The organism is Amycolatopsis viridis, from assembly GCF_011758765.1.
GTDB classification, from domain to species: Bacteria; Actinomycetota; Actinomycetes; order Mycobacteriales; family Pseudonocardiaceae; genus Amycolatopsis_E; species Amycolatopsis_E viridis.
The window spans coordinates 1,362,191-1,385,418 of the sequence record NZ_JAANOU010000001.1 but is presented as its reverse complement, the minus strand read 5'-3'; the positions used below and the strand labels follow the sequence as shown (position 1 = coordinate 1,385,418).

Genomic DNA, 23,228 nt, shown 5'->3' with positions numbered 1-23,228 from the left:
TGCGGTACCGGGGGGCGGGTGCACTACGACAGTTCACGAGCGGCGGCCTGGGCCGTCGCGAGCTCCTGGCACAGCTGCACCGTGACCTCCTGCGCCCGCGCCAGCGCGGCCGTGGCGTCGAAGACCGACGTGATCAGCGTTTCGTACCCGCCCTGATCAGCCGGCACGTCCAGGTTTCCCAGCCAGAGCTGCCGCTCCAGCCAGGTACCCAGCTCGGGCAGGCTCCGGGCGACGTTCTGCGAGAGCGCCTTGAGCGACCCGAGCACCTGCTGGATCTCGTCCGCACCGCCGATGCCGGCGACCCCGCCGACACCCGATGCGCGGTGGTACAGCCCGCGCATCGCCTGCTGCGCCTGTTCCGCCAGCCCGCCACAGCTGGCCGTCACCTCACTGTTCCGTGACACGTCCATGTTCGCCGGTCCCCTGTCTGACGCCGGTCGTAGGTACTCGAGCCTTCCCGTTCCCCCGCGGGACCAAACCGTGGCAGCCGAAACGTTCAGCAACCGGCCGACGCGGGTACCTGTGACCCGGGGATCGCGGGAGAGGGGAGACGGGGATGGTGCCGACCGTGTGGCTGGGCCGGTTCGAGGGGATCCGGGTGGGTCTGCATTGGAGTGTGTTCGGCATGGCCGGGCTCCTGGTCGCCGGGCTGCCGATCACGCAGTGGTCGCCGCTCGCGGCGGGGCAGGGGATCTTCGCCGCGATCGTGGCGAGCGTGATCACCGCGGTGCTGTTCGTGCTGTCGCTGTGCGCGCACGAACTACCGCACGCGCTCGTGGCGCGCCGGTCCGGCATCGAGGTGCGCGAGGTGACCCTGTGGCTGCTCGGCGGGGTGACCCGGCTGCGCGGAGCGCCCCGGTCGCCCGGCGTGGAGTTCCGCGTCGCCTTCGCCGGGCCGCTGGTCAGCCTGCTGCTGGCGGCGATCTTCGGGTTCGCCACCTGGATGACCTCGCCGATCGGGGACTCGCTGTCCGGCGCGGTGCTCGGCTACCTCGCGGTGCTCAACCTGATCCTCGGCGGGTTCAACCTGATCCCGGTAGCACCGCTGGACGGCGGGCGGGTGCTGCGCTCGATCCTGTGGGCGGCGTGGCACGACCGGCACCGCGCCACGATCGGCAGCGCCCGCGCCGCCCGGTTCCTCGGGTTCGCGGTGTGCGCCCTCGGGGTGCTGACCCTGTTGCGCGGGCCGATCGGGCTCGGTGTGTGGCCGCTGCTGGTCGGCCTGTTCGTGGTCAACCTGGCGCTGGCCGAGGAACGCGACGCCGAGCTCGGCACCAGCCTGGCGGCGATGCGGGTGCGGGACGTGATGACGGTGCGCCCGGCCACCGCGCCCGCCGCCACGACGGTCGCGACGTTCCTGCGGGACAACGCGATGATGCGCCAGCACTCGGCCTACCCGCTGGTCGACCCGGTCGGCCGGTTCGCCGGGCTGGTCACCCTGACCCGCCTGCGCGCGGTCCCGCCGGGGCAACGGCCCAGCACCCTGCTCGGCGAAATCGCCTGTGCGCCAACGGAAATCCCGCGCGCCACGCCGGACGAGCCGCTGCTCGCGCTGCTGCCGCGGATGTCCGGGTGCGCCGACGGGCGTGCCCTGGTGTTCGACGCCGACCGCCTGGTGGGGATCGTGTCGCCGTCGGACATCAGCCGCGCGGTCACGCTGCGCGGCCTCGGCCTGGACTGGCACGGCGGTGCCGACGTGGCCGTCGTACGCAGCCGCGTCAGCCCGCCGCTGGGCCGGCCGGCCGCCCAGCGCTGGCCCTGAGTTTCGGCGGATCACCAGCGGGAATCCTGCCGACGATGAGCCACGAAAACACCCAGCGAGACGTCCGGCGCCTGGCGGACCAGCTCGTCGAGGACCTCGGCAGGCAGGACTTCGACTCGGTCGCCCACCTGGTGCCCCGGATGATCGGCGCGGACGCCCCGGACCGCGAACTGCTGCGCCCGCTGTGCGCGGAACTGGTCGCCGTGATCGCCCGCGGGGTGCTCACCCGCGCCCGCCCCGACGGCGGTGAGCTGTTCACCGTGGCCCTGTCGGACGAGGGCGAGGGGGGCGTGCCGATCGACGACGTCCAGCCGTCGCTGCGGGCCGTGCTGCGGGCCGTGCTCGCCGAGCTGCACGGCGACGCCGCGGGCGTGGCCACGCAACTGGAGTTCATCGCGGCGGACCCGGATCCGTCCGGGCAGGTCGACGCGCTGGTCCACCTGGTGGCCTGGGCGCAGGACCTGCCGCGCCCGTGACCGGCGGCTGGTGGCGCGACGCCGTCATCTACCAGGTCTACCTCCGCAGTTTCGCCGACGGCACCGGCGACGGCGTGGGCGACCTGGCGGGGCTTCGCGGGAAACTGCCCTACCTCGCCGGGCTCGGCGTGGACGCGCTGTGGATCACGCCGTGGTACCCGTCCCCGATGGCCGACGGGGGCTACGACGTCGCCGACTACCGCGACATCGACCCGCGGTTCGGCACGCTCGCCGACGCCGGTGCGCTCCTCGACGAGGCGCACCGGCACGGCCTGCGGGTCATCGTCGACATCGTGCCCAACCACACCAGCGATCGGCACCCGTGGTTCCGGGCCGCGCTCGCCGCCGGCCCCGGCTCACCCGAGCGCGAGTGGTACGTGTTCCGCGACGAGCCCAACGACTGGCGCAGCGTGTTCGGCGGCCCGGCGTGGAGCCGCGTGCCGGACGGCCAGTGGTACCTGCACCTGTTCGACGCCGCCCAGCCCGACCTGAACTGGGACCACCCGGACGTGCGCGCGGAGTTCCTGGACGTGCTGCGGTTCTGGCTGGATCGCGGGGTGGACGGGTTCCGGATCGACGTGGCGCACGGGCTGATCAAGGACCCGGCGCTGCCCGACCTCGGTCTGGACCACGAGGGCCTGGTCGAACCACCGGACCGCAGCGACCACCCGCACTGGGACCGGCCCGGGGTGCACGAGATCTTCCGCTCGTGGCGGGAACTGGCCCGCCACTACGGCGAGGACCGGGTCTTCGTGGCCGAGGCGTGGGTGGACAGCCCGCAGCGGCTGGCCCGGTACGTCCGGCCGGACGAGCTGCACACGGCGTTCAACTTCGACTTCCTGCGCTGCCCGTGGGATGCCGCGCGGTTGCGGTCGGTGATCGATTCCAGCGTCGCGGCGTTGTCGGCCGTGGACGCGCCGGCCACCTGGGTGCTGTCCAACCACGACGTGACGCGGCACGTCACCCGGTACGGCGGCGGGTTGCCGCGGGCGCGGGCGGCGCTGCTGCTGATGCTCGCGCTGCCCGGCGGCGCGTACCTGTACCAGGGCGAGGAGCTCGGTCTGGCGGAGGTCGAGGACCTGCCGGAGGAGGTGCTGCAGGACCCGACCTGGGAGCGCTCCGGGCACACCCGGCGCGGCCGCGACGGGTGCCGGGTACCGCTGCCGTGGTCCGGGGCGGCGCCGCCGTTCGGGTTCTCCACCGGCACCCCGTGGCTGCCGCAGCCCGCCCACTGGGCGGAGCAGACGGTTGCCGCGCAGGAGAACGACCCGGACTCGACGCTGTGGCTCTACCGGGACGCGCTGCGGATCCGCAAGGAGCACCCCGCCTTCGGCGACGGTGGACTGTCCTGGATGGACAGTCCACCGGAGGTGCTCGCGTTCCGCCGCGAGCCCGGCGTGGTGTGCGTGGTCAACCTCGGCCCGGTGCCGGTCGCGCTGCCGCCCCACCGGAAGGTGCTCCTCGCCAGCGAACCCGGCGATCCCGGCGGCGAACTGGCCCCCGATTCGGCCGTGTGGCTGTCAGCCTAGGTGCGCGCGCAGCTGCTGGCAGGCATCCTCGCAGCTGCGGCAGGCGTCGGCGCAGACCGCGCAGTGTTCGTGGTGCTCGGCGTGCTTCTCGCATTCCCCGGCACAGGCCCGGCATGTCTTCCGCGCCGCCTACCCGGCGCGGCCGCGTCCAACGGTTTGCGCGGCCGCCGCCCGGGTAGGCCATGCGCATGTCCGAACTACCGCTGCCCGAATACGACGAGCTGCCCCTGGCCGCGTTGCAGCACCGCATCCGGTCGCTGGACGCCGAACAGCTCGACCGGCTGATGTCCTACGAGCTGCAGCACGCCAACCGGCTGCCGGTACTCGAGCTGATGCGCATGCGCAAACAACAGCTCGACGACGGCGCCGAACCCTCCGGCGGTCAGCACACGGCCATTCCCGAGGTCACGGCCCACCCCGGTGGCTCACCGGCGAAGGAGCAGACCGCGGCCGAGCCGACCACCCCGTTGCGGCACGGTGTCGCCGGCCAGACCCCGAACCGCGGCCGTCCCTAGAACCGCTCACGCACGCGGCGCAGGGTTTCCCGCACGTTGTCCTCCGAGACGGTGTCGATCGCCTCGTCGAGCGGGAGCCACTTCAGCGGCGCGTCCGGCTTCTCCGGGCGCGCCGCGTCCGGCTGTCCGGTGGCCAGCACGTACCGCAGGTCCGCGTGCTCGTGCGCGGGCTCGGCGCCCTTGGCCGGCACCGGCACGACCACCGCGTGCAGCAGGTCGGCCGTCGGCCACGGCACCAGATCGCCCAGTCCGGTCTCCTCGCGCCCTTCCCGCAACGCGATGGCGAGCGGATCGGTCTCGCCCGGATCGCCGTGGCCGCCGACCTGCAGCCACGCCTGCTGGCGTTCGTGCCAGCGCAGCAGCACGCGCCGCGTGCCCGGGTGCACGATCACCGCGGACCCCGTGACGTGCAACGGCGTGTCCCGTGCGAACGGATCCGCCGTCGCGGCCAGCAACTCCCGGATGCGCGCCACGTCGGCGCGCTCGACCTCGTCCCGTGCGCGATATCCCACCAGCATGCCCCGCAGCGTAGACGTTTCCGCCCGACCCGAGGGGGAACACCCCGCCGGTGTCCAGACACGACGAACTCCGCCGCGCCGCACGGGAAACCTTCGGCTGGCCGGACCTGCGCGAGGACCAGCTGACCGCGATGGCGGCCCTGCTCGACGGCCGCGACGTGCTCGCCGTCATGCCGACCGGGTCCGGCAAGTCCGCCATTTACCAGGTTCCCGCGCTGCTGCTGGACGGGCCGACGCTGGTGGTGTCACCGCTGACAGCCTTGCAGCGGGACCAGGTCGGGCAGATCGCGGACAGCGAGGCGCCGGACGCGGTCGCGGTCAACTCCGCCCAGCCGGCGCGCACCACGACCAAAGCCTGGGACGCGGTGACCGAGGGCGACGCCGAGTACCTGTTCCTCGCGCCCGAACAGCTCGCCAAGGACGAGGTCCTGGAGCAGCTGGCGGAGATCCGGCCGAGCCTGTTCGTGGTGGACGAAGCGCACTGCGTCTCGTCCTGGGGGCACGACTTCCGTCCCGATTACCTGCGCCTCGGGCACGTCATCGAGCGGCTCGGGCGTCCGCGGGTGCTCGCGATGACCGCCACCGCGGGCGGGCCGGTGCGGGACGACATCGTGGAGCACCTCGGGTTGCGTGACCCGGTGCGCGTGGTCTCCGGCTTCGACCGCGCGAACCTCTACCTCGCGGTGCACCGCTCCACCACCGAGGAGGACAAGCGCAACGCCGTCCTGCGCTGGGTCCGGGAGGCACCCAAACCCGGTCTGGTGTACGCGGCGACCCGCAAGGACAGCGAACGTTACGCGGAGGAGCTGGGCGCGGTCGCCTTCCACGCCGGGATGAAGGCGGCCGACCGCAAGCGCGTGCACGAGGACTTCCTCGCCGACCGGGTGGAGGTGGTGGTGGCGACCTCGGCGTTCGGCATGGGCATCGACAAGCCGAACGTCCGCTTCGTGGTGCACGCCTCGGTGCCGGACTCGGTGGACTCCTACTACCAGCAGATCGGCCGCGCCGGCCGGGACGGTGAGCGCGCCGACGCGCAGCTGTTCTACCGGCCCGAGGACCTGGGCCTGCAGAAGTTCCTCACCGCACGGCCGTTCGACGACAAGGGTGTCCAGGAGCTCGCGGAGACGCTCCGCGAGCAGCACGGCCCGGCCAGCCCGCAGGAGATCGACGGCGAGGTGCAGCAGTCGCACCGGCGCGCCATGAACAACCTGAACCTGCTGGAGCAGTCCGGGCTGGTCGAGGAGACCGCACAGGGCAGGTTCAGCTACACCGGCACCGGTCCGGCGGAAGCGGCCGAACGCGCGGCCGAGGTGTCGCAGCGGCGCCGGAAGCTGGACCGGTCCCGGGTCGAGGTGATGCGCGAGTACGCCGAAACCACCGCGTGCCGCCGCCAGTTCCTGCTCGGCTACTTCGGCGAGACCCTGGCGGAGCCGTGCGGGTTCTGCGACACCTGCGACGCCGGCACCGCCGCCGAGCAGGTCGCGGCCGACGGCGAGTTCCAGCCGGGCGCCTCGGTCCGGCACGCCGAGTGGGGCATCGGCCAGGTGGTCCGCCGGGAGGCGGAGAAGGTCACCGTGTTGTTCGACGAGGCCGGTTACCGCTCGCTGTCGATCCCGGCCGTCCGCGAACGCGGGCTGCTCACCGAGGAGTGACCGCTCAGGGTGCGTAGGCCCCCAGATCGAACAGGTCGAACAGCTTCTGCTGCACCTCGTCCCGGCAGGTGAGCAACCGCCGGGTGCGCGGGCGCCCGCCGGTCGAGGGGTAGCGCAGCACCGTCTCGCCGATTCGCGAGAGCAGGTCCAGCAACTCACGCACGGACAGGTCGAGCCCGGCGCGGTCGGCCTCCTGCCGCATGACGTGCGTCACCGCGGTCGCCAGCACGCTCACCAGGGAGTGCACCGCGATCCGGTGTTCGGTCCAGTGCCGTCGCGGCGCGGTCGCCGCCACGAACGGGCCGTTGAGCTGCCGGAACGTCGAGTCCAGGTGGTAGCGCGCGCGGTAGGCGGTGATGACGTCGGCGACCGGCCAGTCGTGGTCGGTCACCAGCAGCTGCTTGCCGAAGTACTCCTCGTCCAGCCGCGACCGGGCCTTCTCGTCGACCCGCCACTCCAGGCGCAGCTCCGCCGGACGGGTGCCGGTAAGCCGGGTCGGCACCACCCGGTCCACCCAGCGCACCCGGGTGATGCGGGCGATCTCCGTCAGCACCTGGTCGCGTGGTCGGCGGTTGGTGCCGGCAGCCAGCGCGAGCGCGAGGCCGTCCAGCTGCCGCGTCGCGCTGCTCAGCGCCTGCGCGAACCCGCGCGCCTGCGCCGCGTGCAGCTTCGCCGAATGCGTGAGGATCACCCGGCGGACCGCGCCGGACACCGTCGCGTGCGTGTCCAGGGCCGTCACCCCGGCGAAGCGGCCCGGCTCCACCGGCCGCCGCGCCGACGCCGGGCGCGCCAGCAGCTCCGGGTGGTCCCCCAGCGGCACCGCGCCGACGAAGTGCCGGCCGTCGTCCAGGTCGAGCTGCGCGTGCTGGCCGGTCTCGAACACCAGCGTCACCGGCCCGGACACGCGCCCGGCCAGCCGGTCCGCCGCCACCCCGAACGGCACCGCACCCTCGCGCCGGTAGACCGCCGAGGCGAGCGGGATCGCGCCGTCGCGCGTGACCACCGTGCTCAGTCCCGCCGGTGACGCCGCCGCGGTCTCCGATTCGGCGTACGTCGCGAAGTTGGGCACGTCCACCGCGAGCAGGATCGGCTCCCCCACGTGCGCCCGCACCCGCGCCGCCACCGCGTCCTCGACCCGCTCCAGCTGCGGCCGGGTCAACCGCCGCGTCGCCCGCCAGAACTCGTCGTCGTGCACCGCGGCCGCCGGAACGCGGGGCCGCACGAACCGGCTCGCTGCGCTCTCCGCCCACCACTGCGCCAGATCCGTACCCGGCGCCGTCGCCCGGTGCAGCACCGCCAGCGCGAGGTAGGTGCCGATCGGCACGCTGCGCGCACCCAGTGCCTCGTCGATCGCGGCACGCACCTGGAGCCGCTCCAGGGTCGACCAGACGGCGGCGACGTCACCGAACGCGAGGTGCCACGTGCCGTCGGGGGAACCGGCCGCGCCGTCCAGGCCGGCCGCGATGTCCTCGGCGGTACCGAGGTAACGCTGCGAGGTGATCCTCGGCTTGCCGTTCACCCGCTCGGTCTTCGCGAGGTAGTAGTAGGTCCTGCCGCCGACCCGCTTGCCGATCACCGAAGCCACACTTTAGGTAATACGCTCGCGCGCCCCGCGGCGCAATGACCCCGGCCACGGTGAGCAGCGCAAACAGGGTGCCGCCGGTGCGGTGTGGCCGATCTTGCGCGGCCGGGTCCTGGCAGGTCCGGGGACGCCGGTCCTAGCGTTTCCAGTATGGCATCCGCTCCCACCGCCTCCGCGATGCGCCGCGCGCTGGCCCGTGCCCGCGACGGCAAGACCCTCGACGTCACCGAGGCGACCGTGCTGCTGCACGCGCGCGACGAAGACCTCCGCACGCTGTCCGAGCACGCCTCCCGGATCCGCGACGCCGGGCTGGCCGAGGCCGGCCGCGACGGGATCATCACCTACAGCCGCAAGGTGTTCATCCCGCTCACCCGGCTGTGCCGGGACCGGTGCGGGTACTGCACGTTCGCGACTGTTCCGGGCAAACTGGACGCCCCGTTCCTGTCGCCGGACGAGGTGCTGGAGATCGCCCGGCAGGGCGCGGCGATGGGCTGCAAGGAGGCGCTGTTCACCCTCGGCGACCGGCCGGAGGACCGCTGGAAGCAGGCCCGCGAGTGGCTCGACGCGCACGGCTACGACGACACGCTGTCCTACGTGCGCGCGATGGCCATCCTGGTGCTCGAGCAGACCGGTCTGCTGCCCCACCTCAATCCCGGCGTGCTGACCTGGCAGGACTTCCAGCGGCTCAAGCCGGTGGCACCGTCGATGGGGATGATGCTGGAGACCACGGCGACCCGGCTGTGGAGCGAGCGCGGCGGTCCGCACTACGGTTCGCCGGACAAGGACCCGGCCGTGCGGCTGCGGGTGCTGGAGGACGCCGGCCGCTCGTCGGTGCCGTTCACGACCGGCATCCTGATCGGGATCGGCGAGAACTACGAAGAACGCGCGGACGCGCTGTTCGCCATGCGCAAGGTGGCGCGGCAGTACGGCGGCATCCAGGAAGTCATCGTGCAGAACTTCCGCGCCAAGCCGGACACCAAGATGCGCGCCACCCCCGACGCCGACCTGCAGGAGCTCGCCGCCACGATCGCCGTCGCGCGCCTCGTGCTCGGCCCGAAGATGCGCATCCAGGCACCGCCGAACCTGATCGGCAGCCAGTACGACCTGATGATCCGCGCGGGCATCGACGACTGGGGTGGGGTGTCCCCGCTCACCCCGGACCACGTCAACCCCGAGCGCGCGTGGCCGCAGATCGACGAACTGGCCCGGCAGACCGAGCGGGCCGGCTACACGCTGCGCGAGCGGCTCACGATCTACCCGGAGTACCTGCTCGCCGGTGAGCCCTGGCTGGACCCGCGCGTGGCCGGGCACGTCGCGGCGCTGGCCGATCCGCAGACCGGGCTGGCGCGCGAGGACGCGGTGCTGGAGGGCCGGCCGTGGCAGGAGCCGGACGGCGGCTGGCAGGACCAGGCCGGTACCGGCCGGACGGAGTTGCACGTCGAGGTGGACACCACCGGACGCACCGAGGACCGGCGCAGCGACTTCGACTCCGTCTACGGCGACTGGAAAGAACTGGCGGAGAAGGTGCCGACCGCGCCACGCCGGATGGACACCGACATCGCGGAAGCGTTGCGCCGCGCGGAACGCGACCCGGCCGGTCTGTCCGATGAGGACGCGCTGGCCCTGCTGCACGCGGACGGCGCCGAGCTGACGGCGCTGGCTTCGCTGGCCGACGGCCTGCGCCGCGACGTCAACGGCGACGAAGTCACGTTCGTCGTCACCCGCAACATCAACTTCACCAACGTCTGCTACACCGGCTGCCGGTTCTGCGCGTTCGCCCAGCGGCGCACCGACGCCGACGCCTACACGTTGTCGCTGTCCCAGGTCGGCGACCGGGTCGACCAGGCGTGGGAGGCCGGGGCGACGGAGATCTGCATGCAGGGCGGCATCCACCCGGACATGCCCGGCACCGCGTACTTCGACCTCGCGGCCGAGGTGAAGCGGCGGCAGCCGGACATCCACCTGCACTCCTACAGCCCGATGGAGGTGGTCAACGGCGCGTCCCGGACGAACCTGTCCATCCGCGACTGGCTGACGCGCGCACACGAGTCCGGTGTGGACTCGCTGCCCGGCACTGCGGCGGAGATCCTCGACGACGATGTGCGGTGGGTGCTGACCAAGGGCAAGCTGCCGACGTCGAGCTGGATCGAGGTGGTCTCGACGGCGCACGAGCTGGGCATCCCGACGACCTCGACGATGATGTACGGGCACGTGGACACGCCGGCGCACTGGGTGGGGCACATCAAGCTGATCGCCGACCTGCAGCGGCGGGCGCTGGAGAGGACCGGGCGACGCGGGTTCACCGAGTTCGTGCTGCTGCCGTTCATCCACCAGAACTCGCCGATCTACCTGGCCGGGCTGTCCCGGCCGGGCCCGACCAAGCGGGAGAACCGGGCGGTGCACGCGCTGTCGCGGATCCTGCTGCACGGACTGATCGACAACATCCAGTGCTCGTGGGTGAAGCTTGGTGAGGACACCTGCCGCGACGTGCTGAACGGCGGGGTCAACGACCTCGGCGGCACGTTGATGGAGGAGACCATCAGCCGCATGGCCGGCGCGGACAACGGCTCGTACAAGACGATCAGCGAGCTGGCAGCGATGGTCGAGCCGATCGGCCGCCCGCTGGTCCAGCGGACCACGACCTACGGCCGCCCGTCCCCGGACCGGGTGGCGGCGGCGCTGGCCTCCGACGGGGTCGCCCAGGCCGTGCGGCGCCCGCTGTCCCTCCCGATCGTCAGCTGACACCCGAGCGGTGAACACGCCGCCCACCCGGCGTGTTCACCCCTCCCGGCGCCGTGTTTGCCGCCCCGGGCAGCGTGTTCGCCCCTCCCGGCGGCGTGTTCACCGCCCCGGGCAGCGTGTTCGCCCCTCCGGGCGCCGTGTTCACCGCTCCGGGCGGCGTGTTCGCCGCTCCGGGCGGCGTGTTCGCCGCCCCGGGCGCCGTGTTCGCCGCTCCCGGCGGCGCGTTCGCCGCTCCCGGCGGCGTGTTCACCGCCCCGGGCGCCGTGTTCACCGCCCCGGGCGCCGTGTTCACCGCCCCGGGCGCCGTGTTCACCGCTCCCGGCGGCGTGTTCACCGCCCCGGGCGCCGTGTTCGCCCCTCCCGGCGCCGTGTTCACCGCTCCCGGCGGCGTGTCGGCCGCCGCGGGCGGCGTGTCTGCCGCTGGGCGTCAGCTGACGTTGTCGGTCGTGACCTCGTCCAGGAAGCGGGCGAGGTTGGCCAGCATCCGCTCCACCCGCTCCTCGAGCGGTGCCCGATCCACCGGGTTGTGCACGGCCGGGCGGCGCTTGCCCCGCAGGTACAGCCCGCAGGCGAGGTCCGCGCACGCGTAGGTACCGACGGTGTTGCCCTGCTTCCCGGCCGCACCGACCCGCCGGGCCGCGAACAGCGACACGTCCGTCGCCGCGTGGATGGTCCCGCAGAACGCGCACACCGACGACTTCACCGAGCTCCGGTGCTTGGCCGCCGCGCGCAACGCGACGCCGACCACTTCGTCACCGTAGGGCGCCACGAGATAGGCGTTCTGCGCGGCCTTCGGGTCCCGCCAGCCGAGAAAGTCCACTTCGGACCAGTCCAGTCCGGTCAGTCCCGGCGGCAGTGCCAGTCGTTGCGCCTCCCCCTTGGAGCAGTTGATGAACGACTTGCGGATCCGGGTTTCGTCGAGGGGTTGCACGGCGGGCATCATCCGTCGCACCGCCGTGACCGGGCAAGTCATTTAGGATCGGCGGTGATGAGCACGAAGATCACGTGGCCGGTGCCCGCCCCGGAACTCCCCGCGACCGTCCACCCCGCACTCGCCGCGATGGCCCGCGCCGCCAGCGCGGCCTACGGGGACGCCCGCCGCCGGCACACACGCGCCGAGCTGGCCGAGAAGGTCGCCGACGGCGCGGACGGCACCCCGACCATGCGGGTGGACGAGATCGTCGAGGGCGCGATCGCCGAGGAGGCGGACCGGCACCGCGTGAACCTGCTCAGTGAGGAGGTCGGTTTCGTCGACAACGGTTCCGCGGTCACCCTCGTCGTCGATCCGGTCGACGGTTCCAACAACGCCGCCTCCGGGGTCCCGCTGAGTTGCTTCGGCGGCACCGTCGCCGTCGACGGGCGGGCGACCGAGGCGCTCACCGTGTGGCTGGACACCGGCCGCGCCTGGCACGCCCGCGCCGGCGAGCCGGTGCCGTTCCGCACCAGCGGCCGCGCGAGCCTCGACGGCGCGACCGTGAACCTGCTCCGCCCCCACCAGCGCAACGCCGAGGCGTGGCTGCGCGTCGCGAGCCGGGCGCAGCGCGTGCGGATCCTGTCCACCACGGTGCTGGAATGCGCGCTCGTCGCGGAGGGCTCGGTCGACGCGTTCTGCGACCCGGGCTCGGACACCCACCGTCTGGTGGACCTGGCGACGGCGATGGTCACCGTGCCCGCGGCGGGTGGCGCGGTGATCGACGTGCACGGCCGTCCGCTGGAGATCGACCCGGACCTGACGCGCCGCTGGTCCGGTGTCGCCGCCGCGACCCGCGCCCTGGCCGACGAGCTGGCCGCCACCGTCCTCGGCTGAGCACCGGGTCCAATGGCCCTACCGGTTCCGGACCGCACCGGGTGATCGTGCCAACCGTGACGTTTCCCGTGCGCGAAGGGCCGGTCCCCTCGATGCTCGATCCGTTCGGATTGGAAGTGCTGGGCCGGGAGCAGTGCCTCGAGCTGCTCGCCACCGCCGGCTTCGGGCGCATCGTGTTCACCATGCGCGGCCTGCCCGCGGTCCAGCCGGTCCGCTTCGTGCTGGCCGGTGACGCCGTGTCGTTCGCCGCCCCGGCCGCCGGCCCGTTGTTCGCCGCGGCCAGCGACGGGGTCGTCGCGTTCGAAGCCGACGCCTTCGACCCGGACCTGGAGGCCGGCTGGTGGGTGACGGTGCTGGGCCGCGCCCACGCCACCCGGCGGCCGGGCCACGCGTGGCCGGCGTCGTCCGCGGACGACCGTTGGATCAGGCTGCCGCTCGACGTAGTCTCGGGGCGGCGGCTCACGAGGTAACGCCGGAGGCACACCCGCCGGGCGGCCGGCCGCCGGGAGGGCAGCGGTGATCGGACCGGACGCACGCGCGCTTGTCGAAGCCGTCGTCGGGATCGCGGCTGATCTCAGTCTGCCCGGGATCCTCACCAAGGTCGTCGCCAGCGCTCGCGCGCTCACCGGCGCCCGGCACGCCGTCGTCGAGGTACCGCACGCCGCGCCGGTCAGTTCCGGCGATCCGGCGCCCGGTCCGGCGCTGGGCGTGCCGCTGCACGCCGGCCGCGGCCGGTTCGGTGAGCTGCGGGTCACCGGCAAGGCGGGCGGTTTCACCGGCGCCGACCGGGAGGCGGTCGCCGCGCTGGCCACCGCGGCCGGGATGGCGATCGACAACGCGGCCGCGTACGCGCGCACGCGGGGCCGCGAGCGCTGGCTGGAGGCGTCGCACGAAGTCACCGCGGCCCTGCTGACCGGCGAGGATCCGCAGCGCACGCTGCGGCTGATCGCCGAGCACGCGCGGGTGGTGTCCGGCGCCTCCGCCGCGGCGGTCGCGGTCCCGCGTGAGGACGATCCGCACACGTTGTCGTTCGACGTGGTCGCGACGGGTGCGGACGCCCCGCCGGGTCTCGCCGGCCTGACGGTGCCGCTGCACGGCACGGCCAGCGGTGCGGCGTTCCGGTCCGGCACGCCGGTGGTGGTGCGCGACTACGGACGGTACGTCGCCAGGGAACAGGCGGGGATCGAGGTGCCCGAGGCGATCAGGGCGCTGGACTCGGCGGTCGCGGTGCCGCTGGCCGTCGGCGGGGAGACGCTGGGCGTGCTGCTGGTCGCGCGAGTCGGCGGCACGTCGCCGTTCACCGACGACGAGGTCGTGCTGGCCCGGACGTTCGCCGGGCACGCCGCGCTGGCCATGGAGTTCGCGCGCGCCGAGGAGGACCGGCAGCGGCTGGCCGTGTTCACCGAACGCGACCGGATCGCCCGCGACCTGCACGACCTGGTCATCCAGCGGCTGTTCGCCACCGGCCTTGGCCTGGAGGGGCTGCGGCCGCTGATCACGCAGCCCGAGGTCGCCGACCGGCTCACCGGGTTCGTGCACGAGCTGGACCGCACGATCCGGGAGATCCGCAACAGCATCTTCTCCCTCACCCAGCCGGAGGAGCCGGACGGGAGCCTGCGCGCGGAGCTGTTGCGGCTGGCGCAGGACTGCACGGAGGCGCTGGGTTTCGCGCCACGCCTGCGGTTCACCGGTCCGGTGGACTCGGCGGTGCCGGCCCAGGTGCGCGTGGACCTGGTGGCGACCGTGCGGGAGGCCCTGGCGAACGTGGCGCGGCACGCGCGGGCCGGTGAGGTGTCGATCGAGGTCGCGGTGGACCGCTCCGCGCGGTCGCTGACCCTGACCGTCAGTGACGACGGGGTCGGGATCGCGGACGAGTCCGGACGGCGCAGCGGGCTGGTCAACCTGGGCGAGCGGGCAGCGCGGTGGAGCGGCCGGTGTTCCGTCCGGCGCGCCGGGAAGCGTGGCACCACACTCGTGTGGACGGCCGAACTCGCCGGTGCGGAGGGTGCGTGATGACGATCTCGGTGTTCCTGCTGGACGACCACGAGCTGGTCCGGACCGGCTTGACGACGGTGCTGGAGTCCGAAGGCGACATCCGCGTGGTCGGCGAGGCCGGCACCACCGCCGAGGCGCTGCGGCGGATCCCGGCGCTCACCCCGGACGTGGCGATCCTCGACGTGCGCCTGCCCGACGGCGAAGGGATCGGCGTGTGCCGCGAGATCCGGTCGGCGATGGAACCGCCGCCGGCGTGCCTGATGCTGACGTCGTACTCGGACGACGAGGCGTTGTTCGGCGCGATCATGGCTGGGGCGGCGGGATACCTGCTGAAGCAGGTGTCCGGCACCGACCTGATCGGGTCGGTGCGGCGGATCGCGGCCGGCGCGTCGTTGCTCGACCCGGAGCTGACCACGGCGGTCATGGACCGGTTGCGTGGCGGGACCGGTCCGGCCGATCCCCGGTACGCACAGCTCAGCCCGCAGGAGCGGCGGGTGCTGGACCTGATCGCGGACGGTCTGACCAACCGGCAGATCGGCCGGCAGTTGCACCTGGCGGAGAAGACCGTGAAGAACTACGTGTCGGCGGTGTTGCACAAGCTGGGGTTCGCGCGGCGCACCGAAGCCGCGGTCTACGCCACCCGGCGGCGGAGCCCCTGAAACAGGGCCGTTGGACCCTGGTCGGCATGCCCGGCGTCGGTGAAGCTGGCGGAGCCAACAGAAAATTCTCGGCCGCGCCGGTCGCCGCGGGCTGAGAGGACGGGCCGGAGCAGCGGCCTCCCAACCCTCCCGCTGCCCCGGCCCACTGTTGTCCGTTGTGGACCGTCAGCGCAACGCCCGCAGTTCCTCCGCGGCCCGCAGCACGTCCGCGTACCGCACGTACAACGCGGCCAAGCCGAACCGCAGCACGTCCGGCGGCCGGTAGTCGCCGATGACACCGCGGGCGATCAGCTCCCCCATCGTCGCCTTGGCGTCCGGCCGGCGCACGGAGATCTGATTGCCGCGGGAGCGCGGGGTGACGACGTCGGCGTCCGGGACCAGCTCGTCCAGGCACCGCAGGAAGAACTCCCCCAGCGCGAGCCCCTTGGCGCGGACCTGGTCGATCGTCACGTCGTCCCACACGTCCAGCGCCGCGTCCAGGGCCAGCATCGACAGGATGTCCGGCGTCCCGGTGCGGCCGCGCCTGATCCCGGTTCCGCCGGCGTAGGACGGCGTCATCCCGAACGGGTCGGCGTGCCCGGCCCATCCGCTCAGCGGTTGGTCGAACACGTCGAGCCACTTCCGGGCGACGTACAGGAAGGCCGGTGCCCCCGGCCCGCCGTTGAGGAACTTGTAGGTGCAGCCGACCGCCAGGTCCACGCCGGCGGCGTCCAGCGGCACCGGTACCGCCCCGGCGGAATGACACAGGTCCCACACCGCGAGCGCGCCCGCGGAGTGCAACGCCTCGGTCACCACGGGCAGGTCGTGCAGCTCGCCGGTCACGTAGTCGACGTGGTTGACCAGCGCGAGCGCGGTCCGCGAGCTGACCGCGGAAGCCATCTCCCGCACCGGTACCCGTCGCACGCGGTGACCGGTCAGCCGCGCGGCGCTCTCGGCGATGTAGCCGTCGGTGGGGAACGTCGCGGCGTCGAGCAGGATTTCCGGCCGATCCGGGTTCAGCCGCACGCCCGCGACCAGAGCCTTGAACAGGTTCACGGTCGTGGAGTCGCCCACCACGACCTGACCCGGCGCGGCTCCGACCAGCGGCGCGATCCGGTCCCCGATCCGCTCGGGCGCGTCCCACCAGCCCTCGTCCCACGACCGGATGAGCCGTCGGCCCCACTGCTCGCCCACGACCTCCGCCAGCCGCGGGGCCACCCCGCGTGGCGGCGCGCCGAGCGAGTTGCCGTCCAGGTAGGACAGATCGGGGTCGACGTCGAACTCGGCGCGCTTCCCGGCGAGCGGGTCCCGCATGTCCAGTTCGGCCGCTTCGTCTCGCAGCGACATCGTGTCCCTTTCTCTCTATCGCCTGTGTCGGCGGTCACATAGAGTGGTGGCTCCGGTTGTCTTCGCCAGCCGATCACGAGGAGGTCGCAGTTGACCAGCCAACCGTCCGTCGCCGAGCAGGCCGAGGGCTTGACCATCCCCATGCTCCTCCGTCGCAACGCCGCGGAGTACGGCGAGGCGCCGGCGCTCACGTCGCTGGACGACCCGGACCGCGAGACGCTGAGCTGGTCCGCCCTCAGGGACGAGGTCGCGGCCGTCGCCCGCGGACTGGCGGACCTGGGCCTACCGCGGGGCGAGCGGATGTTGATCATGGCGCCGAGCACCCCCGACCACCTGATCGCCGACCTCGCCGCCACCCACCTGGGCGCCATCTCGTGCACGGCGTACGCCACGCTCAGCCCGGACCAGATCTCCTACGTGGCCCGGCACAGCGCGGCCGGAGTGGTCGTGCTGCAGGGCATGGACGAGCTGAAACGGTGGCAGCAGGTTCTGCACGAGCTGCCCGCCTTGCGCCACGTCGTGATGATCGACGCGGAGGCGGTGCCGGCGGGCGACGAGCGGTTCGTCAGCCTCGCCGAGCTGCGCCGGCGCGGCGCCGAACTGCACCGCGCCGACCCGCGCGTGTTCGAGGACGGCTGGGCGGGGATCCGCCCGGAGGACCCGATCGCGATGATCTACACCTCGGGCACGACCGGCGACCCGAAGGGCGTGGTGCTGTCCCACCACAACGTGATCTTCGAGGCGTACGCCGTGCACGCGCTGCACGAGACCCCGATGCACCCGGCGAACATCGCCTACCTCCCGCTGGCCCACATCGCCGAGCGGGAGATCTCGATCTACATGCCGATCGTCTACGCCGGTCACGTGCACACCCTGGCCGATCCGACGCAGGTCGCGGCGGCGCTCGGCCGCGTCCACCCGCAGGGTTTCTTCGGCGTGCCGCGGGTGTGGGAGAAGATCGCCGCCGGGCTCAAGGCGATGCTGCCGAACCTGCCGGAGGACCGGCGCAGCCCGTTGCTGGCGGCCAGCGAGCTGCTCCAGCAGGGCTACCGGCTGCGCAACGCCGGTGCGGCGGTGCCGGACGACCTGGCGGCGAAGATCGCGGAGGCCGACCGGACCGTGCTCGCCCCGGTGCGCACCCTGCTCGGGTTCGACCGGGTGCACTTCTGCGCCAGCGGCGCAGCCGCGCTCCCGGTCGAGGTGCTGTACTTCCTCGCCGGGCTGGGTGTGGAGATCCACGAGGTGTGGGGGTTGTCCGAGACCTCCGGCGCGGTCACGTCGAACTCGGCGAAGGCGTTCCGCGCCGGCAGTGTCGGGCGCGCACTGGCCGACACCGAGATCCAGGTCGCGCCGGACGGTGAGCTGCTGGTGCGCGGCCCGCTGGTGTTCATGGGCTACCTGCAGGAGGACGGTTCGATCGCGTCCGCGGTCGACGCCGACGGCTGGTTCCACACCGGCGACATCGGCACGATCGACGCCGACGGCTTCGTCACCATCACCGACCGCAAGAAGGAGCTGATCATCACCTCGGGCGGCAAGAACATCGCGCCGACCCGCATCGAGGGGCTGCTCAAGGAGCACCCGCTGATCGGCCAGGCGGTCGCGATCGGCAACGACAAGCCCTACGTCACCGCGCTGATCGTGCTCGACGACGAGTTCCTGCCGGCTTGGGCCGCCCAGCAGGGCATCGAGGGCGGCGACCCGGTCGTGCTCGCCGAGCACCCGGCCGTGCGCGAGGAGATCCAGCGCGCGGTCGAGTCGGCGAACGCCCGGCTGTCCCGGGTCGAGCAGATCAAGAAGTACCAGGTCCTGGCCAAGCCGTGGACGCCGGAGAGCGGCGAGGTCACCCCGACGCTGAAGCTCAAGCGCCGGGTGATCAACGACCGCTACGCGGCGGACATCGCCGCGCTCTACACCGCCGACCAGTAGGCGTCATCCGCCCGTGACCTGCCCGCCTAGGCCGACCGGAGCGGGGTGGTCCACTTGCGGAGCCGGGGAGGGACGCGCTTCTCCAGGCCGTAAGCCTCGAGGTGCGCGCTGAACACCTCGTCGAACGCCTGCCGCACGGTCTCGGTGTCCCACGTCTGCCGCTCCAGGATCGGCGCCTTGAGGTAGGGCTGGCCGACGATGTGCAGCTGCGGCCCGTTGCACCGCACGAGCTGACCGGTGATGCCCTCGGCGTCGTCGCTCAACAGGAACAGCACGACGGGCGCGATTCGCGCCGGCGTCCGATCGGGCGGGCAGTTGCGCAGGGAACGCTCCGACTTCCAGACCATCCGGGTGTGCGCCAGCGGGCAGACAGCGTTCACCCGGATGCCGGAATCTTCCAAATCCAGCGCCCAGGAATATGTGAGCGATGCCACAGCTCCTTTGCTCGCCGCGTAGACGCCGAGCTTGCGCTGGCCCAGGGATGCGCCGGAGGAGATGTTGACGATCGACCCGCCGCGGCCCTGACCGACCATGGCCTTGACCGCCGCGATCCCGGTGTACATCACACCCAGGACGTTGACCTCGACCAGTTCGCGGACCTCGTCGAGGTCCTCCTCCCAGGGCAGCGATTCGTAGTTCAGCGCGGCGTTGTTCACCAGGCCGTCGATCGCCCCGAACTCGGCGACGCACAGGTCGACGATCGCCTGGGCCTCCTCCGGATCGGTCACGGTGTGCCCGCTCGCGACCGCCCGGCCGCCGTGCGCCCGGATGTTGGCCGCGGTGCGCTCGGCCAGGTCCGCGTCGATGTCGTTGACCACGACCGCGGCGCCGGCCTGCGCGAGGTGCACCGCGAACGCCTCACCGAGGCCGCGGGCCGCGCCGGTGACCACGACGGCCCGGTCCTGCATCAGCATGTTCATCGGTTTCCACTCCCCACCGGCCAGTCCCCGAGCTCCAGCCCGTCCTCAGCTGTCTCCTGGCCTGTGCGTCCAGTCTTGGCGCACGAACCGCCCCGCGGTCAGCACGGCCGACGAACGGTCCGCCCACTGCGCTGAACGAGTGACGTCTGATCGGCCGGGCTGACCCCGCCGCCGGTCACGGGCACCGGAACTGCCCACCGTTCGTCGTAACCCAGAAGTAAGAATGTCTACGGCCGTACGGGCGCAATCCCGCGATACGGTCACGCTGTTCCTGTTCGTTCGCGTGTGGTTCGCGGCATACTGATTGTCGCGGGACGTGTCATTTGAGTGACTACGGTCACAGGAACGGGGCGGGCAGCGACAGAATCAGTGAGCACAGGCGGCCACCCGACGAGGGGGAAGTGGGGAGAGGTGTGAAGACCACGACTCGCCCATCCATGGGTGCGGCGCTCGCGAACCGCGAGTTCCGCACCGTGTGGCTGGCCGAGGCACAGTCGGTGCTCGGTGACCAGCTGACCACGGTGGCGCTGGCCCTCACCGTCTACCACCGCACCGGCTCGGCGTTGTGGTCCGCGGTCGCCTACGCGCTCACCTTCCTGCCCGCACTGGCCGGCGGGCTGGGGCTGGCCCAGCTGGCCGACCGGTATCCGCGCCGCACGATCCTCGTGGTCACCGCGGCGGTGCAGGCCGGCTTCATCGCCGTCATGGCGATCCCGGGCACGCCGGTCGTGTGGCTGTGCGTGCTGGTCATGCTGGCGCGCCTGGCCGGCGCGCCGTCCAACGCGGCCCAGAACGCGCTGACCCGCGAGATCTTCACCGACGACGAGCTCTACCTGCGCAGCCAGGACATCCGCGGGATCACCACGAACACCACGATGCTGGCCGGCCTGGCGCTGGGCGGCGTGATCGTCACGGCCGCCGGGCCGTCACTGGCGCTGGCACTGGACGCGCTGACGTTCGCGGTCAGCGCGCTGGCCCTGCACCACTGGGTGCGCCCGCGGCCGGCCGCCGGCGACGGCGACGGCTCGTGGTTCGGCGCCATCCACTGGGTGGCCGCGCAGCGCAGGCTGCGCGTCCTGCTCGGCCTGTCCTGGCTGGTCGGACTGGCGATGGTGCCCGCGGGCCTGGCCGCCCCGCTGGCGCGCGAGATCGGTGCGCCCGATCAGGCGGTGGGATGGCTGCTGGCCGCGGACCCGCTGGGGTTCGCGCTGGGCGTGTTCGTGCTGTCCCGCTACGTTTCGGCTTCGTCGCGCCGCCGGTCGGTCGGCGTGCTCGCGGTCGTCCCGACGGCACTTCTGCTCGCGTTCGGATTGCGGCCGGAGCTCGTCCTCGCCCTGGGCGTCCTCGCGCTCGCCGGTGCGGCGGGTGCGTACATCATCACCGTAGGGGCCACGTTCATCACGTGGGTGCCCAATGAGCTCCGCGGCGGAGCCGGCGGTCTGTACCGGACCGGCCTGCGGGTCGCGCAGGGCGTCGGCGTGGCGTTCGGCGGGTTGCTCGCGCAGTGGTCGGGTACGGCGACCACGGCGATCATGATCGCGGGCGCGGCCGGGGTGGTCCTCGGCGTTCCCCTCGCCGTGGCGTGGGGACGAGTGCTGGGCACGGACAGCGATGCAACCGGCACGGACTGACAGCAACGCGTCCATTCGGAAGATCGGAAGTCTCAGAAGTCACGGTCACGCACGATCATTCACCTCCCGTTTTTCGGGCCGACACAATGACAAATCCACAACGGCTCAGAAGTCGCGGTCGCGCACGACGAACACCTCTTCCTCGGGACCGAAAACGAAAACGATTCACAACCCAGGATCAGAAGTCGCGGTCAGACACGAGGAACACCTCCATTCGGTGCCTGTGGTCCGGACGCGTCGCGTCGGTACGGCCGCTCGTGGCGGAGGTACGCGTCGCATCGCGTGCGGTGAGATGATACCCGTTGATGGAAAGTACCCGGCGTCGTTCCGGGCACAGCAAAGTTACCCGGCGGCAGTACTCGATGTCGAGGGAAGGTGAGCCGGTGCCTCTGCCGCACACGCGTCGGCGATCGCCTACACTGCACGGCGATCCGGACCTCAGGGAGGGCGTTCCGGTCATCGAGGAGCAGAATTCGGTGCCCCGCCAGTCCGCGCCCCTGCGAGCGGAGCCGAACACAAAGAGTGATGCGTCGAGCACGCCGCGCGCCATGATGCCCCGCAATTGGGCATTGTGGCGCCGGCCGAAGCGTTTCATCGTTTTCCTGCTCGTCTCCGAACTGATTGCGGTCGCGTGGCTCGCGATCGCATTCGTGAACGCGAGCGCGCCGAGCGGTCTCGATTGGCTGCGGTTCGCGATTCTCACCGCGGGCGCGACGGCGCACATTCAGCTGACCCGGCGACAGGAAGAACGGCGGCGAAATGCCGGCGGCCGCGTGCTCATCGACCTCACCGCCGTGTGGATCGTTCCGGCCGCGATTATTCTCCCGGTGCCGTTGACGATCTTGGTCGTCGGTCTGGTCCGGGTGCAGCGCTGGTTCGTCGCGCGGCGGCCGGCGCACAACTTCGTGTACTCCACGGTGGCCCACATGCTGGCGGCGACGCTGGCGCACCAGGTGTTCGTTGCGCTGGGCCCGCACGCCTGGGGCGCGCTGGGCATCGGCGGGTCGCTGGTGGACTTCGCCTGGATGCTGGTGGCCGGTCTGGTCTACGAAGGGGTGCAGATCGTCTACATCGGCACCGTGATCGCGCTCGCCGCGCCGCAGAACGCGAACGCGCGGACGGTGCTGGGCAGCCCGGCGGACAACGTGCTGGAGGCGATCACGATCGGTCTCGGGGCGGTGACGGCCATCCTGCTGGTGATCATGCCACCGGCGGTCGCGATCATGGCGGTGGTGACGGTGGTCTTCAACCGGCTCGCCGAGATCGAGCAGTTGCAGGCCGACGTGCGGACGGACCCGAAGACGCAGGTGGCGAACATGCGCGGGTGGACCGAGTCGGCCGAACGGGCGCTGAGCCGGGCCGCGAAAGCGGCCGATCCGGTGGCGATCCTGATGATCGACCTGGACCACTTCAAGTGGATCAACGACACGTTCGGCCACCCCGCGGGCGACGACGTGCTGCGGAACCTCGCGCAGCTGCTGGACGAGGTGACGCGCCCGAGCGACGTGGTCGGCCGGTTCGGCGGCGAGGAGTTCCTGGTGCTGTTGCCGGGCACCGACCAGGCGGCGGCGACAGTGGCCGGGGAGCGCATCCGCGCGGCGGTGGCGGCGCTGCGGATCAGGACGACCAACAAGCGCGGTGAGTGGACGCTGGTGTCCGAACGGACGGCCTCCATCGGGGTCGCGGTGTTCCCCGAGCACGGCGACAGCCTCCCGAGCCTGATGCAGGCCGCCGACGCGGCCGTCTACGAGGCGAAGGAGAGCGGACGCAACCAGGTCCGCATCGCCCGCCCCCCGCAGCCCCCGGCGAGCCCTCCGCGGGAAGCGAGGCACGTCAGCCACTGACCCGCGCTGCCGTGCCCAGGTGCCCCTGACCGCGCCCCGCCTCCCTCACCTGGCTCGTCCCCGCGCCCATCGAGCACCACAGCGCCCTGCGCCGGTCCCGGGACCGGCGCAGGGCACGGGCGAGCACCTCCCGCCGGAGCCCGGCCACCGCGTCCGACACCCACTGCGCGCTGCCCCGGCCCTGGCACCGCCGTGCCGAGCCTCAGTCACGCCGTGCCGCCCGAGCACCGCTGCCGCGTCTGGCTGCTCCACCCGACGCGACCGGCCGACCTCCCACACGGCCGATGCCAGCCGCACGCAACGCCGGACCGGTCGGCCTCGTCACGCCCCAGTCGCCGAAC

19 protein-coding genes and 1 pseudogene are annotated in these 23,228 nt (G+C 72.4%); 13 read left to right on the top strand and 7 right to left on the bottom strand.

Annotated features, from left to right (window positions below; all coding sequences use genetic code 11):
- Positions 1-23 precede the first annotated feature (23 nt).
- Complete coding sequence (locus tag FHX46_RS06860) at positions 24-386, bottom strand: hypothetical protein (RefSeq protein WP_313886050.1); 363 nt, start codon at positions 384-386, stop codon at positions 24-26.
- Positions 387-556: 170 nt separating this feature from the next.
- Here FHX46_RS06860 and FHX46_RS06855 point away from each other — a divergent pair, with 170 nt between their 5' ends.
- From FHX46_RS06855 to FHX46_RS06845, 3 genes are read left to right on the top strand one after another with little or no spacing between them, the layout of a single operon-like run.
- Positions 557-1,762: a site-2 protease family protein gene (locus tag FHX46_RS06855; RefSeq protein ID WP_167111665.1), complete on the top strand. Its 1,206-nt coding sequence runs from the start codon at positions 557-559 to the stop codon at positions 1,760-1,762.
- A 35-nt stretch (positions 1,763-1,797) separates the two neighbouring features.
- On the top strand, positions 1,798-2,238 hold the full coding sequence (locus FHX46_RS06850) for a hypothetical protein (RefSeq protein WP_167111663.1): 441 nt from the start codon (positions 1,798-1,800) through the stop codon (positions 2,236-2,238).
- Positions 2,235-3,767 (top strand): glycoside hydrolase family 13 protein, encoded by a 1,533-nt coding sequence (locus tag FHX46_RS06845; protein ID WP_167111661.1) that lies wholly within the window; start codon positions 2,235-2,237, stop codon positions 3,765-3,767. Before FHX46_RS06850 ends, FHX46_RS06845 begins: the two co-directional genes overlap by 4 nt.
- Here the strand turns inward: FHX46_RS06845 and FHX46_RS28985 are convergent.
- A pseudogene (locus tag FHX46_RS28985) lies at positions 3,759-3,836 on the bottom strand (four-helix bundle copper-binding protein); the annotation flags it as partial. The gene FHX46_RS06845 and the pseudogene FHX46_RS28985 sit on opposite strands and share 9 nt — an antisense overlap.
- Positions 3,837-3,955: 119 nt before the next feature.
- Between FHX46_RS28985 and FHX46_RS06835 the strand changes: the two are divergent.
- Complete coding sequence (locus FHX46_RS06835; protein ID WP_167111659.1) at positions 3,956-4,282, top strand: hypothetical protein; 327 nt, start codon at positions 3,956-3,958, stop codon at positions 4,280-4,282.
- Here the strand turns inward: FHX46_RS06835 and FHX46_RS06830 are convergent.
- Positions 4,279-4,800 (bottom strand): NUDIX hydrolase, encoded by a 522-nt coding sequence (locus FHX46_RS06830; RefSeq protein WP_167111657.1) that lies wholly within the window; start codon positions 4,798-4,800, stop codon positions 4,279-4,281. The genes FHX46_RS06835 and FHX46_RS06830 overlap by 4 nt on opposite strands.
- 50 nt (positions 4,801-4,850) lie before the next feature.
- On the opposite strand from FHX46_RS06830, the gene FHX46_RS06825 reads away from it, so the two are divergent.
- Positions 4,851-6,452, top strand: a complete 1,602-nt coding sequence (locus FHX46_RS06825) for a RecQ family ATP-dependent DNA helicase (protein ID WP_167111655.1) — start codon at positions 4,851-4,853, stop codon at positions 6,450-6,452.
- Positions 6,453-6,456: 4 nt separating this feature from the next.
- Here FHX46_RS06825 and FHX46_RS06820 read toward each other — a convergent pair whose 3' ends face one another.
- The gene (locus FHX46_RS06820; RefSeq protein WP_243871236.1) at positions 6,457-8,037 is read right to left on the bottom strand and encodes an IS1634 family transposase; all 1,581 of its coding nucleotides are present in this window, start codon (positions 8,035-8,037) and stop codon (positions 6,457-6,459) included.
- Positions 8,038-8,184: 147 nt separating this feature from the next.
- Between FHX46_RS06820 and FHX46_RS06815 the strand changes: the two genes are divergently transcribed.
- Positions 8,185-10,776, top strand: coding sequence for a bifunctional FO biosynthesis protein CofGH (locus tag FHX46_RS06815; RefSeq protein WP_167111653.1), 2,592 nt, complete (start codon positions 8,185-8,187; stop codon positions 10,774-10,776).
- Between the two features lie 427 nt (positions 10,777-11,203).
- Here the strand turns inward: FHX46_RS06815 and FHX46_RS06810 are convergent, their stop codons facing one another.
- Positions 11,204-11,719, bottom strand: a complete 516-nt coding sequence (locus tag FHX46_RS06810) for an FBP domain-containing protein (protein WP_243871235.1) — start codon at positions 11,717-11,719, stop codon at positions 11,204-11,206.
- A 45-nt stretch (positions 11,720-11,764) separates the two neighbouring features.
- On the opposite strand from FHX46_RS06810, the gene FHX46_RS06805 reads away from it, so the two are divergent.
- Genes FHX46_RS06805 through FHX46_RS06790 form a run of 4 tightly spaced genes read left to right on the top strand, consistent with a single transcriptional unit; the run spans position 11,765 to position 15,237 of the window.
- Positions 11,765-12,583 (top strand): inositol monophosphatase family protein, encoded by an 819-nt coding sequence (locus FHX46_RS06805; RefSeq protein WP_167111651.1) that lies wholly within the window; start codon positions 11,765-11,767, stop codon positions 12,581-12,583.
- 56 nt (positions 12,584-12,639) lie between these two features.
- Entirely contained in the window at positions 12,640-13,053 is a 414-nt protein-coding gene (locus FHX46_RS06800) for a pyridoxamine 5'-phosphate oxidase family protein (protein ID WP_313886049.1), read from the top strand.
- Between the two features lie 46 nt (positions 13,054-13,099).
- Positions 13,100-14,596: a GAF domain-containing sensor histidine kinase gene (locus FHX46_RS06795; RefSeq protein WP_167111647.1), complete on the top strand. Its 1,497-nt coding sequence runs from the start codon at positions 13,100-13,102 to the stop codon at positions 14,594-14,596.
- Entirely contained in the window at positions 14,596-15,237 is a 642-nt protein-coding gene (locus FHX46_RS06790) for a response regulator (protein ID WP_167111645.1), read from the top strand. The genes FHX46_RS06795 and FHX46_RS06790 overlap by 1 nt, the downstream gene beginning before the upstream one ends.
- A gap of 165 nt (positions 15,238-15,402) precedes the next feature.
- Here FHX46_RS06790 and FHX46_RS06785 read toward each other — a convergent pair whose 3' ends face one another.
- Positions 15,403-16,563: a kynureninase gene (locus FHX46_RS06785; RefSeq protein WP_167111643.1), complete on the bottom strand. Its 1,161-nt coding sequence runs from the start codon at positions 16,561-16,563 to the stop codon at positions 15,403-15,405.
- 141 nt (positions 16,564-16,704) lie between these two features.
- On the opposite strand from FHX46_RS06785, the gene FHX46_RS06780 reads away from it, so the two are divergent.
- Entirely contained in the window at positions 16,705-18,492 is a 1,788-nt protein-coding gene (locus FHX46_RS06780; protein ID WP_167121203.1) for an AMP-dependent synthetase/ligase, read from the top strand.
- Positions 18,493-18,518: 26 nt separating this feature from the next.
- Here the strand turns inward: FHX46_RS06780 and FHX46_RS06775 are convergent, their stop codons facing one another.
- Positions 18,519-19,412: an SDR family NAD(P)-dependent oxidoreductase gene (locus FHX46_RS06775; protein ID WP_167111641.1), complete on the bottom strand. Its 894-nt coding sequence runs from the start codon at positions 19,410-19,412 to the stop codon at positions 18,519-18,521.
- Between the two features lie 437 nt (positions 19,413-19,849).
- On the opposite strand from FHX46_RS06775, the gene FHX46_RS06770 reads away from it, so the two are divergent.
- Complete coding sequence (locus FHX46_RS06770; protein WP_167121201.1) at positions 19,850-21,043, top strand: MFS transporter; 1,194 nt, start codon at positions 19,850-19,852, stop codon at positions 21,041-21,043.
- A gap of 548 nt (positions 21,044-21,591) precedes the next feature.
- Entirely contained in the window at positions 21,592-22,887 is a 1,296-nt protein-coding gene (locus FHX46_RS06765; protein ID WP_313886048.1) for a diguanylate cyclase, read from the top strand.
- The last annotated feature ends 341 nt before the right edge of the window (positions 22,888-23,228 follow it).